Source organism: Ensifer sp. ENS08 (assembly GCF_014852195.1).
GTDB lineage: Bacteria > Pseudomonadota > Alphaproteobacteria > Rhizobiales > Rhizobiaceae > Ensifer > Ensifer adhaerens.
Window position 1 is genome coordinate 1 of record NZ_JACVBF010000015.1, and the last position, 12,300, is coordinate 12,300.

Genomic DNA, 12,300 nt, shown 5'->3' on the forward strand with positions numbered 1-12,300 from the left:
TCCGAACACGGCCGTGAAACGCCCCAGCGCCGATGGTACTTCGTCTTAAGACGCGGGAGAGTAGGTCGCTGCCAGGTCTGCAAAGCGCAAGATAAAATCCGGAAAACAAAGATCACCTTCTCTTCATGCCTCGGCCCAGCCGAAACACGGGCCGCCACCAAGCGGCCCTTTTGTTTTGCTAGACCGAAGTCATCAGTGCGTCCCTTACACGAGACAAATCGCTTCGCAATTTGCTCGGCACAGACCATAAATCCCTTCGGGATTTACGTTACCGCGATAAATCCCATCGGGATTTACGCTTGGCGCGGGGTGGAGCAGCCCGGTAGCTCGTCAGGCTCATAACCTGAAGGCCGCAGGTTCAAATCCTGCCCCCGCAACCAAATCAAAAAAAGCCCGCATGGAGAAATCCAGCGGGCTTTTTGACGTTTGAACCGCAGGGAAAAGACCCAGACGGGCGCAAGCGGGCAGATCAGGCAACGTTCCTGAGACCTGATCGCGCCCCGCAAGTCCGAGAGCAAGACGCCGTAACGCAGTGAGCGAGCTTCGCCGGGCGCTTACGTAGTCGCCACCAAAGCCGCGACATGCCATCACATGATCGCAGCCACGCCCGTTTCGTGGTCAAGCCCGTCCCTCAACGCACTCTCGCCCGACGCCTGCCGTCGTCGGCCCACGTGGCTTTCCACGGGGTCGAGCCATCTCCTCGACTTCCGCTGCAATCTTCGCGCGGAAAGACCGAACCGAGTGATCCTTTTAGTTGCTAAATTTCTTTATTTGCTTTTTCAAATAGCCGCCCCTCGTCATGCTGGCGCCTGGGGCTTGGACCCGAATTCAGCACGACAGAGTTTGATGAAGCACATCACCATCCCCACCGACAGTTTCCTGGACGGCAACCGGTTTCGCGTCGTGACCCTGCGGCTGGCACTGATCTACGCGGCGGCCGAATTCCTGATCAGCAGTCCCATCTGGCTCACGATCGGGGACAATCCGCTGAAGCCCCTTCTCGGCAAGCTGGCGCTCGAAGCGGTCTTTGTCTTCGTCGCCATCCTCCTGGCGCAGCTTCTCAGCCGGATGCGGCGGCAGAGCTATGGCCGGCAAATCGCGGCGTGTCTGTTGCTGTCGCTGGTCAGCTCTCTCGGCATGTCGCTGCTGGACGCCTATCTCTATAGCCTGATCATGCTGCCCGTGGTCGTGCCGTTCAACATCATGGATTACGCCTATGCGGTCTGCTATCGCATGTCGATCTTCTTCGGCTGGTCGTTTCTCTTCGTCGCGTTGCTCAATCACATGGACGTGCGCGACCGCGACCTGAAGCTGATCGCCTCACGCGAAGAGGCGCTCGCGGCGCAAATGCGCGCCTTGCAGTACCAGATCAACCCGCATTTCCTTTTCAACACGCTTAATTCCATCACCGGCCTTGTCGAGGAGGGGGCCTCCGAGCGGGCCGAACGGATGATCATGTCGCTTTCGGCGTTCCTGCGCTCGACGCTGCAGCTCGACCCCATGCGTGAGCTCAGGCTTGCCGACGAGATGGCGCTGCAGAAGGAATATCTCGATATCGAAAAGGAGCGGTTTTCGGACCGGATGCGCGTTCGAATCGACATTCCCGGCGAACTCGAGGATGCGAAAGTTCCAAGTCTCATCCTGCAGCCTTTGGTCGAGAACGCGGTCAAACACGGCGTCGGTCGTTCCAGCAGCACAGTCGAAATCCTGATCCGCGCGGCAAGGCGCGGGGACAGGCTCAATCTGATCGTCGAAAACGATGTTGCCGCAGCGACTGCGGCGGGGATGACGCACGGGCTCGGCATCGGTCTTGCCAATGTGGCCCACCGCGTCAGCACCCATTTCCCGGAGGGAGCTTCGCTGACAGCGGGCCCGATCGAGCCGCGCAAATTCCGGGCCTCGCTCGATATGCCCTTGATACTTGTTTGAGGCAAAGGAAGAGGCTGGCGGACGGGCCGGCGAGGTTATTGTCTGACGCCGCCCGATTGGGCGGCGTTATCGTTCATGCCGATGGTAGCATCCCCGTCAATCGTCGACGACGGACCACTTTTCGTCGGGATCGAAGCGGTCGATGAAGGGCACAATTGCTTCCGTGCTCGGCCCGAGGTCGCGCTCGTAGACGATGCCCTGCTGGTTGACGAGGAAGGTCTTCACGCCCGTCTCCGCATAGGTGACCGGCCAGGCGATCAGCGCAAAGCCGCCGATCATGTTGCCGTTGATCACATAGTCGTAGCGACCGCCGGCAATGTTGTCGCCCTGCGAGGTCAGGATGCGGAAGCGGTAGCCGAAGTATCCTTCGCCAGCTTTTGCCTTTTCCAGGGCCGCTTCGCTGATCGAGTCTCCGACGGGGCTTTCGCCATCCCCCTGGTCGGCCGGCCAATAGAGACCGTCGGTCTGGCCGGGCGTGCTGATCAGCTTCTGGGCATATTCGAGCACGCCGTCGGAGTCGCGATCCTCAGAGGCGTATTCCTTCTGGGCATCGACATAGGCTTCGACCGTGTCGATCGCCTGCAACTCGTTCTCGCCGACGCGACGATTGACGATCTCTTCGAGTCCGACATAGGTATCGAAGGCCCATTTGCCGTCATCGCCCTTGGTGAGCGGGAAGGGCAAGGGCCAGAGCCGGTCGCCGATCTGCAGGATCTTGCGGCCCTCCAGATCGCGAACGACGACATTGCGGGCTGCCCCTTCGCGGATAAGAGCGAACGTATCCTTCACCCCTTCGCTGTCTTTCAGCTTCTCCGCATTCAGCCCCAAAAGTTTTGCCAGGCCGTCGAAATCATCGGCGGCCAGCCTGGCCTTGAATTCGCCGATGGCTTTGTCCGGATCGTCGAAGACCGGCGGGTCTTCTGCGGCGGCATAGGCATCCAGCCCACCCACCATCTGGTCCGCCGGCGGCTGATCGGCCGACGGTTGGTCTCCTGCAGGCTGATCGCCGGCAGCTTGATCGCCAGCAGGTTTATCGGCAGGCGGTTTGTCCTGCGAATAGGCGGAGCCGATCGGCGTCGCTACCAGAACCAGCGCCATCGCTGATCCCAGGAGAAGGGAATTGAAGAGCTTTGTCATGGTCGTTCTCCTGTGATCCGATCAACGTCTGCGGCCGCCGCCGCCGCGTCCGCCACCGCCACGGTGCATCGGCGGCCGGCCGCCACCACGGCTCATCTGTGGCCGCCCACCGCCGCGATGACCACCGCCAAGGCTTTGCCCGCCGCGGCGTGACGAAGCGACCTCACGCCGTCCGGAATTGACATTGCCAAGGCCCGATGGCTTCTTCGGCCGGTTCTGCGCCTTTGCCGCCATCTTCTTCTTGCCACCGCTGCGGTTGACCTGCGACGGCTTGTTGCCCGGGCGATTGATGCTCGGCTTTCCGTCCCCAGCGCGGGCCTTGGCGATCGCCTGACCGCCACCGCCGCCGCCGGGCCGAGCCGCCGGTCTCTGCTGCGCTTTCAGCCCGTCGAGCGTGCTCTTGCGCACATCCCTGATCTGGCCGCCGCCACCTCCGCCGGGCCGTGCGTTCGGCCGGTCGCGATTGATCTCGGCGGCGCGGTTGCGCAGGTTGTTGTTGCCGTTCGCCTTGATGTTGTTCTTGATGCTGTTTCGGTCGAAATGCTGAAGCTGGTCACGATTGAAGTTGATCTTGCTGCGGTCGACATTCTTCCAGTCGACGTCGTTCCACTTCACCTTGCCGTTGATGTTGTTGAAGCAGTTGTTGCAGTCGATGTCCATGTCGCCGCCGTTCCAGCGGCCACCCCAGACGCCCCAATCGTCCCAGTCGACGATCGCGGCGAAGGCCGCACCCGTGACCGCGCCGGCGAAGAAGGCCGCACCCGGATACCAGTAGGCGGGATAGGGCTCGTCGTAGTAGCCGATCGGCGCCGGCGCATAGTTCGGCTCGTAGAGCATCTCCGGCGGATACTGCGGCACGTAGATCGTTTCCGGGTTGGCCGCCTGGATGACGACGTTGTCGCCTTCCTGGACCACCTTTACCTTGTCGTCGGTCTTGATGATGTTCTTGGCGACCGCCTCGTCACGCAGTTGCTGGATGGCCATCAGCACGTCTTTCTGCTGATTGGCGATCGCATCGCCGAAAGACTGCGTCCACTCGAGATCCTCGCTCATCATCTTGACGATCTGGGGGTAGTTCAGCAGCGATATGATGCTGCCGTCCCAGTCGTCTTTCGGCTTCATGTCGGGTTTCTTCTCGCGAGCCTCAAGAAACCGTTCTGCCTCGACGATCTGCAAAGGATAGAGTGCGGCGGCGGAAATGAGCGCCACCAACTCGTCCGGGTAGAGCGCGATGCGCGCCACCAGCACCTCGAGCTCATCGTCGCTGAGCGGCTCGGGTGCTGTCTGCTGTTCCTGAGCAGCCGGTGCGGCTGCCGTCTGCTGTGCAAGAACCGCCGTGACGGGTGTTGTTATCAAAACCGCGATTGCGCTGCCGAGCGCGATGATCGTCTTTTTGATCATCTATCCAGCCTCCCTCGTGTATTGGGCAATGGCACGGGCGCTTGAACTGGCGCGCGGGACAGCCCCCTGTCGACGCTTCTTGTTCTGCAATTTCAAGCTGATCGCGCAGCAGTCTCTGACCACAGCCGTCATCAGTCAATGGAATCTCTAGAGGAGGCCGGCGGATCGGGAAGCCCGGCAGGCGTATTCTACTGTATGTTACTGCCTCACGGTTGCCGTGGGCGTGCCATCCACGTGACGGTAGAGCTTGCAAGGTGCCGGCGAGCATAGAGCTGCGGGTGTCGGCTGTTTCGCGTCAGGGGGAAGGGGCTAGCATGGACGAGGATCCTTCCCGATCGAATGTGGTCCGCAACGGAACGAACGGGTCGCCTTCCATCGAGGCGAAGATCACGGATATCGCCCGGATCGGCATCGTCGGGCTTCTGGCCTACTGGTCTCTGACGCTGATCGCACCCTTCGCGATCATTCTGATATGGGCGGCAATCCTCGCGGTGGCGCTCTTTCCAGCCTATGCCAGGCTGGGACGCCTGCTCGGTTCGCGGCGCCTTGCCTCATTCCTGATCACGCTGATATGCCTCGCCGTCATCGTCGCCCCGCTGACTGCGATCGCGGTCAGTTTTGCCGAGGGGTTGCAGGCGCTGCTTGCCAGGCTTGCCGACGGTTCTCTGAGCGTACCGGTCCCGCCGGAATATATCCGCACGTGGCCTGTCGTCGGCGAGCGCATACATGCGGTCTGGAGCATGGCGTCGGGCAATATCGAAGCACTGCTGAGCAAGATCGAACCGGCGCTGATGCAAGCCGGGACCAAGGTTCTCGGCAAGGTCGCGAGCGTCGGCGCCGAGGTCTTAAGTTTCGTGGTCTCGGTGTTGATCGCAGGTTTTCTCTTCGGTTCGGCGGAGCGGCTGGCGGAAATGGCACAGCGCTTTGCCGGCAGGATCGGCGGCCAGCGGGGCATCGGTTTCCTCAAGCTGGCGACGGCGACGATCCGCAACGTGGCGCGCGGCGTCATCGGCGTGGCGCTGCTACAGGCATTTCTGTGCGGACTGGTGCTCAGCCTGTTCGATGTTCCGGCGCCTGGCGCGATTGCCTTCGTCGTGCTGATCCTCTGCATTATCCAGATCGGCCCCGCGCTGATATTGTTGCCCGTCATGATCTGGGCCTGGTTCACCATGGATTTCGGTCCGGCGCTGTTGCTGACGATTCTGTTGATCCCGCTGTTCGTCATCGACAATGTGATGAAGCCGATCCTGGTGGCACGCGGGCTGTCGACGCCGACGCTGGTGATCCTGCTGGGGGTGCTTGGCGGCACGCTGTCCTACGGCCTGATCGGTCTTTTTCTCGGGCCGATCGTGCTGAGTGTCGCGCATGATCTGCTGATGGTCTGGGCGCGCTCTGATGCGGCGCCAGAGAAGGCGGCTGAACCGGCCGTCCGCGACGGCGAGCTTGAACCCGGCAATATCTGATCAGCGTATCGCGCTGGTGGTACCTGCCTGCTGATACTCCGCTTCGGGCACAGCAACGCCGGCGGCGCGCAGGCCGTCGAACAGGCGGTGCTGATCCTCGGGACGGTGAAACTGAAGGGCAATCGCTTGCCCGAGGTTACCGAAGAGAGCCGGGGCGTTGGTCTCGAACCACTTTCGCTCCTCACGCGCCTGGTCCGTCTTGCCGAGCTTTCCGAGAATCGCAAGCAGCAGGACCCGGTCGGCCGGGTTGGCGCCCGGATTGGCGAGGCGCGCCCACCGTTCGGCGGCGACGTAGTCGCCGGCGAAATAGGCGCAGCTTGCCAACCCCCTTTCGAAAACGCCAGTTTGGCCGAGGTTGCGTTCGATTGCGTCCGACAGGAGCTTGCAGCCCGCATCCCATTGGCCCGACTGCGCGAGCCGGAGGCCGTATGCGCCGGCAAGTTCGGTGTCGTTGGGATTGATGGCAAGCGCGCGGGCGCCGACGGCCAGGGCAGCATCGACTTCGCCGCGAGCGAAGAGGACGAGCATCTGTGCTTCGAGGGCGCGAACGTCGAAGGGGGCAAGATCGACGGCGTGCGCCGCCGCTTCGCCAGCCTGTTCCAGCAGCCCTGCTGAGGCCGAGGGATCGAGGCCATTGCTCAGCGCATCTATATAGCTCATCGACAGAAGCGCCCAGGCGGTGGCGTAGGTCGGGAATTGCCGGGTCGCGCGCTGCAGGCACTCCTCGGCGGAGCGACGGGATTGCGGATCGATGTCGCCGCGATGGTCGTAGTAGGTGAGGGAGCAGGCATAGGCCTGCCAGCCCTCGGGAACCGAACGCCTGAGTTCGGCTGCGCTTGCCTGGAAGATGGCGCCATAGGGTTCTGCCACCGCGCTCGAGACCGCGGCCGCCGTCCTTGCCTGCTGATCGATGACGTCGCCGGACTGCAGTCGTTCGTCGTAGGTGTTCGCCCAGACGACCGCCCCGTCGGATCGCTGGATGAGCCTCACGACCAGCCGCAGCCGCTCTGCCTCGAGCCTTACCCGTCCTTCAAGCGCATAGGTTTGATCGGCCGATGTCCGTAATGGATCGCTGACCGTGACCGGTACGATCTCCTTGAATTTGGCGAGGTTGCTCACGACTTCGTCCGTCAGCCCCTGCGCCATCATCGCCGATTGCCGCGTCCCCGAGATGTCCTCGAAAGGCGTGACGATCACCTTCGGAATATTTGGCCGACCGGCCGCCGTACTGTTGTCACCGGAAAGAAGCAGCAAGCCGGCCGACAGACCGGCGAGGCCACAGACAAGCGCCGCAGCGCCAAGCAGGATGCGGCGGAGATGACGCCAGCCGACCGGCGCGGCCTCGGACGGGGGCATTCCGCTTTCTCTAACGGCTGCTGGCTGCTTTTCGGCTCGTCTTTCGAAGGTCGGCACATAGGCGCCCTTCGGCATCCGGATCACGATCGGGTCGCTGCGTCCGGCGACGAGGTAATAGCGTTCGAGTGCCCGACGAATGCGGCCCGCCTCGATCCGAACGGCGGGATCCGTTTGCGGGTCGAAGGAGGAATCCCGGCCGAAAACCTCGGTGGCAATGGAATAGGCCTTGATGCGGTCCCCGCGCCCGGCCAGCGTTTCCTCGATGACATAGGCCAGGAATTTACGGTCGCGGTCTGGAGCATCGAATTCGGCGCTCAGGCGAATGCGCTCAAGCTGTGCCAGAACCTCCACGCTGCTGGGCGGAGATATGGTCGGTTCGACGCCGACGTCCTGCTGGTCCCCGATGGCCATCACGCGCCTCCATGGGCACAATGTGAGATTGTATCCGGCGGCAGTGTAGTCTCCCGTATCCTACGCACCGGTTCGGTCGGAGCGCAACATTTATTCGCGTCGGGCTTCACGTTCCCTGCCGAGGTTGCGTGGGCGTGCGCTGACGATGCCGAGGACGCGGCCGGGCGTTTCGCTCGCTGATGTCATTGATCAGCGCCGAACGGGAAGCGGCAGCGGCATTCCCGTCCGCCGATACCGGTTTGCCTTCCTTCGACCGCAAATCGTGGCAAATGAAGTCGACAAGGCTTCTAGGTACGGACGCCGTTTCGAAGCGGGAGGCGCGGCTTGTCGGTGGGCGTGCGGAACATGTCCGCTGGCGCCGGGCGTCCGACGTGGAAACCCTGGACATGGTCGATCCGAAAGCGCCGCATCAGGGCCAGTTGCTCGTCGGTTTCCACGCCCTCGATCAGGATCTTGTGGCCGCGGTTGCGCACGAGCCCGATGATGTCCTGCAGCATCGCGCGGCCCTTCGGCGTGGCGCAATCGTGCAGGAACGACCGGTCGATCTTCACCGTGTCGAAATCGATCAGGCGCAGCCAGGAGAGGCCGGCGAAGCCGGTTCCAAAATCGTCCAGCCAGATGCGGATGCCAAGGGTCTCCAGGTCGCTGATGCAGCGCAGGATGCCCGAGTGCATCTCCATCTCCAGCCCTTCGGTGATTTCGAAGGCGAGCCGGCTTCCGGCAACCCCGGTTTCTCCCAGGATCGCCGCGACCGAGGTCGCAAAGCCCGGCGTCTTCAGCTGGATCGGCGAGACATTGACGCTGACCAAGGGAACGTGATTGTCGACAAGCAGTTCGCGGCACACGGTCTTTATCGCCCAGCGGCCGAGATCGAGAATGGCGCCGGTCCGCTCGGCGACCGGGATGAAGAGGCTTGGCGGAACCGAGGTGCCGTCCAGCATCGTCAGGCGCATCAGCGCCTCGACGGCATCGACCTCGCCAGTCGTCACGTTCGTGATCGGCTGGTAGACGAGGGATACCAGGTTCTGGTCGACGGCGATCTTCAGGAGGGCCGCGATGTTCTCGCTCTCGTCGCTGCTCTGCGGATCGTTCGGATCGAACAGCTTCGAGCAGTTTCGCCCGCTCGCCTTGGCGGCGTAAAGCGCGCGGTCGGCCTCGTGGATGATTTTCTCGAGCTTGGCGCCGGTGTGATTGCGGGTGAAGGCGGCGCCGACGCTGACGGTGACGATGGACACGCCGTCGCGTCGCTGCTCGTGGATCAGCCCCATGCTTTCAACCGTGCGGCAGATGACCTCCGCAAGCTCGGCCGCCTGCTCGCGCGTATCCAGGCGAGCAAGGACGATGAACTCCTCGCCGCCGTAGCGGCCGATCGAGCCGTGATAGTTCCTGATCGCTTCGCCGAGCGCATTGGCCACGAGAATGAGGCAGCGGTCGCCCTCCTGGTGGCCGTAGCAGTCGTTGTATTTCTTGAAGAAATCGACATCGATCAGCATGGCGGTGAAGTTCTTGCCGAGCTTCTGCCAATCGTTCCAGTAGTCGCGCAGCTGCTGATCGATGGCGCGGCGGTTGTCGAGACCGGTCAGCGGATCGGTGTTGGACAGCCGCAGAAGCGCCATTCCCCGCTCGGAAGCTTCGTTCTGCTGGATCTTCGCCTCGAAGGCGTTGAGGAAAACCTTGTAGCGTTCGCGGTTGAGCTTCCAGTTCACATAGGAGGTGAAGACGAAGCAGGAGACGTAGAACGTTCCGAAGGCGATCAGGTAGGCCGGATCGTGCTCGGAGAAGAACGACAGCGCGATGAAAAACGTCACCAGCACGATGCTGGAGGCGACCACCGAGAGGCGGAACCGTAAGCTGAAAAAGAGATTGGCGCCCATCATGAAGATGGCGCCGAAGATCATGTAGTAGGACATGCTGCTCGTATCGGCCGTCATCATCGCCGGAACGAGCCAGCCTATGTAGCCGAAGACGAGGGCTGCGGCGCAGGTGCCGTCGAGCCATTTGGTCTGGGCCTTCAGCCGAAACAGGATCTCGAAGGTCAGAAGCGAGCCGATGCCGACAAAGAGGCGCGAGACGATCGTGTAGAAGGCGACGTCGGGGACGAGCAGGATGTCCGGGATGAAGAAGAGCAGGTAGACGACGACGGCAACCCACAGCCCCTGCCGGGTCGAGGCGCGCCGGCCAGCCTCGCCCTCCATGCGATAGAGGGTCTGAAGCTCAGCCAGGTGCGGCCTGTGCGGCTGCTTGTGTAGGTCGATGTCAACTACGTCGGCCAACGTGTGCTTCATGCACTGATCCATCGCGCTACGTCACGGTCAACGGAAATCTGTCGTCGCTTTTCCATCAATGGACGTTGTTTCGGACACTCCCTGCGTGTTCGCCGCAGCCCATCTGCAACAAGGGCGGGAAACGCTGCGAGGCATGATAGGAGGTGTCCATTAAGTTTTGTTAAATTAATGGGTCAGGGCATCTGCGAATCGGTATCACCCAAAGGGGTGAGCTCCGAGTATTTACCTTATTATATACAAAAACTTGCATTCCGAGCCGTAATGCGCGCATCTTCGCGACTATTGTTAACAAAGCTTTAACGGATGGTCTCGCGTGCGCCAATTTCAGACTGTTTTCGACGGTCAGAGCCTCATTACTCCCAAGGCAATGGCTGATGAGTTCGTTTCGCCCCGCGGCGAACGACATGACGAACAGCTCTCGACCGCCAAGGCCGAGCTCGCATTGATTCTCAGGGTCGCTCAGGAACAATTCATTCAAGGAACGGATGCGTCGAAAATTATCGACCGGCTCGCGGGCTCCCTCCACCAGACCCGTGCCAAATACCACCCGAGCGTGTGGCAGGAGTTAATCCCGATTGCCCAGGATCACCCGGTTTCGGAGTACTTCCTGCAGGATCCGTTCACCCGGTGGTCGTTCGACAAGCCCAGGGGATATTCGGGTGACGCGCAGTTGCTCGACTTCATCTACGGCCATGCGAGCGTTGCCGGCGAAATTGAGCAGGCGTCGCCGGTCGGGCGCGCCCTCTACGACTACACGAAGGACGCTTCGTCCTCGGTGGCGGTGCGCGAGCGCCGCGATATCCTCACGCGCCACGTCGACGAGATCGCGGCGAGCCGGGGTTCCGAGGCGGAGATCCTGACGATTGCCGCGGGTCATCTGCGGGAAGCCAACCGCTCGAAAGCACTCGAGGAACGCCGCATCAAGCGTTGGGTGGCGCTCGATCAGGATCCTCTCAGTGTCGGATCGATCAGCCGCGATTTCTCCGGCACGGCGATCGAAGCGGTCGACGGTTCCGTTCGCAGCCTGCTCGGCCGCGACCAGAAGCTCGGCACGTTCGACTTCATCTATGCGGCTGGTCTCTACGACTATCTCGCCGACAAGGTGGCCATCAAGCTGACGCATCGCTGCCTGCAGATGCTGAAGCCGAACGGCGTCTTCCTTTTTGCCAACTTCGCCCAGGACATCGGTGTCGACGGTTACATGGAGACCTTCATGAACTGGGCCTTGCTGCTGCGTTCCGAAGTGGACATGTGGAACATCATCCACAAGAGTGCCGGGAAGTCTGCAATCGACGCGCGCGTCTTCTTCGGTGCCAACCGCAACATCGTCTACGGCGTCATCCAGAAGCATTCCTGAGATTGCTTCGACGAACTGCCTCGGCTTCAAGCCGAGGCGGGCCGGCAACCGGAGACCGCAGGGTGCCGAAGGGCCGCTGCGGTTTCGTATTTCTCACGCTCAGTCTTGCGTGCGCAGAAAGCGGCTCAACAGGCGGTGTAGCAGCACGCCTTCCTCCTTCGGCTTGAAGCCGGGATCGACCGCGACCCTGCTGAAGATGCCGTCGATGATCGCGGCGATCCAGCGGGCAGCACCTTGCGCGTCGAGGGTCCTGTCGATCTGGTTTCGGCTGGCGGCGTTGCGCAGGAGTGCCACGAGCGCCGACTGGAGTTCCGCGTCGTTCGTCGCCGCGAGCGTCCCGATGCGCTCGTCACGCATCGCTTCGGCGGCGATTTCGAGCGCGAGGCTCGAATAGGCAGGATCGCCCGCGAGTTCGAGAACGCTATCCATAAAGCCCAGCAAGGCGGCGAACAGATCCTCCTCTTCGCCCAGCTTTCGGAAAATCTCCGCCGTTTCTTGACGTTCCTCTTCCACGATCGCCGCGATGATGGTGTGCTTGGTCGGAAAATAATGGAAAAGATTTCCCGGGCTCATGCCTGCCTCGGCGCAGATCTCGGCCGTCGACGTGCCGTGAAAACCCTTGCGCGAAAAGCAGGCGATTGCCGCATCGAGAATCAGCCGACGCCTGGCCGCATGTTTTTCGGGGTCGATCTTGCGCATCGCCGGTTCTCCTTGCATGCCGTTCAATTATTAGATCAATCACTCTGATTTCGGTGGGCAGACGATCGGTGTCAAGGCCGCCGGCCGTTTGCATGATCTCCGCCATCTTCCCGCAATGCTCGTGTGTGATCTGCCTTACAATTGTCGCGTTTGATGAATTCTATTGTTAGATTGAATGATCTAATAAATTATCGACGCCCTTTGCCCGACCCGGGATCCGGTATCGCAGGCGCATCACGCCGCCGGCCCCGCCAATGGAAAG

The 12,300-nt window shown here is 61.7% G+C and carries 8 protein-coding genes and 1 tRNA gene; 4 read left to right on the forward strand and 5 right to left on the reverse strand.

All coding sequences use genetic code 11. The features are described 5' to 3' along the window. Positions 1–303 precede the first annotated feature (303 nt). A tRNA-Met gene (locus IB272_RS25485) sits at positions 304–380 on the forward strand. Positions 381–846: 466 nt separating this feature from the next. Next, positions 847–1,929: a histidine kinase gene (locus tag IB272_RS25490; RefSeq protein WP_060581223.1), complete on the forward strand. Its 1,083-nt coding sequence runs from the start codon at positions 847–849 to the stop codon at positions 1,927–1,929. Positions 1,930–2,025: 96 nt separating this feature from the next. On the opposite strand, the gene IB272_RS25495 is transcribed toward IB272_RS25490, so the two are convergent. Both IB272_RS25495 and IB272_RS25500 read right to left on the reverse strand, forming a co-directional pair. Next, positions 2,026–3,066 carry a DUF2950 domain-containing protein gene (locus IB272_RS25495; RefSeq protein WP_060581224.1) on the reverse strand — a complete coding sequence of 347 codons (1,041 nt, stop codon included), beginning with the start codon at positions 3,064–3,066 and terminating at the stop codon, positions 2,026–2,028. Between the two features lie 21 nt (positions 3,067–3,087). Continuing rightward, entirely contained in the window at positions 3,088–4,467 is a 1,380-nt protein-coding gene (locus tag IB272_RS25500; protein ID WP_034787232.1) for a DUF3300 domain-containing protein, read from the reverse strand. Positions 4,468–4,781: 314 nt separating this feature from the next. On the opposite strand from IB272_RS25500, the gene IB272_RS25505 reads away from it, so the two are divergent. Next, the gene (locus IB272_RS25505; protein ID WP_060581226.1) at positions 4,782–5,930 is read left to right on the forward strand and encodes an AI-2E family transporter; all 1,149 of its coding nucleotides are present in this window, start codon (positions 4,782–4,784) and stop codon (positions 5,928–5,930) included. On the opposite strand, the gene IB272_RS25510 is transcribed toward IB272_RS25505, so the two are convergent. Together IB272_RS25510 and IB272_RS25515 are read right to left on the reverse strand one after the other, a co-directional pair. After that, positions 5,931–7,697 (reverse strand): hypothetical protein, encoded by a 1,767-nt coding sequence (locus IB272_RS25510; protein ID WP_113135904.1) that lies wholly within the window; start codon positions 7,695–7,697, stop codon positions 5,931–5,933. It lies immediately after the preceding gene. A 287-nt stretch (positions 7,698–7,984) separates the two neighbouring features. Beyond that, positions 7,985–9,982: an EAL domain-containing protein gene (locus IB272_RS25515; protein ID WP_060517443.1), complete on the reverse strand. Its 1,998-nt coding sequence runs from the start codon at positions 9,980–9,982 to the stop codon at positions 7,985–7,987. A gap of 313 nt (positions 9,983–10,295) precedes the next feature. Here IB272_RS25515 and IB272_RS25520 point away from each other — a divergent pair, with 313 nt between their 5' ends. Then, positions 10,296–11,339 carry a class I SAM-dependent methyltransferase gene (locus tag IB272_RS25520; protein WP_060581228.1) on the forward strand — a complete coding sequence of 348 codons (1,044 nt, stop codon included), beginning with the start codon at positions 10,296–10,298 and terminating at the stop codon, positions 11,337–11,339. A gap of 99 nt (positions 11,340–11,438) precedes the next feature. Here the strand turns inward: IB272_RS25520 and IB272_RS25525 are convergent, their stop codons facing one another. Continuing rightward, positions 11,439–12,038 carry a TetR/AcrR family transcriptional regulator gene (locus IB272_RS25525; protein WP_060581229.1) on the reverse strand — a complete coding sequence of 200 codons (600 nt, stop codon included), beginning with the start codon at positions 12,036–12,038 and terminating at the stop codon, positions 11,439–11,441. Positions 12,039–12,300: the final 262 nt, after the last annotated feature.

Bases quoted from the DNA above. Each gene is read 5' to 3' on its own strand.
- IB272_RS25490 (WP_060581223.1), top strand. From the start codon at position 847: ATGAAGCACATCACCATCCCCACCGACAGTTTCCTGGACGGCAACCGG.
- IB272_RS25495 (WP_060581224.1), bottom strand. From the start codon at position 3,066: ATGACAAAGCTCTTCAATTCCCTTCTCCTGGGATCAGCGATGGCGCTG.
- IB272_RS25500 (WP_034787232.1), bottom strand. From the start codon at position 4,467: ATGATCAAAAAGACGATCATCGCGCTCGGCAGCGCAATCGCGGTTTTG.
- IB272_RS25505 (WP_060581226.1), top strand. From the start codon at position 4,782: ATGGACGAGGATCCTTCCCGATCGAATGTGGTCCGCAACGGAACGAAC.
- IB272_RS25510 (WP_113135904.1), bottom strand. From the start codon at position 7,697: ATGGCCATCGGGGACCAGCAGGACGTCGGCGTCGAACCGACCATATCT.
- IB272_RS25515 (WP_060517443.1), bottom strand. From the start codon at position 9,982: ATGAAGCACACGTTGGCCGACGTAGTTGACATCGACCTACACAAGCAG.
- IB272_RS25525 (WP_060581229.1), bottom strand. From the start codon at position 12,038: ATGCGCAAGATCGACCCCGAAAAACATGCGGCCAGGCGTCGGCTGATT.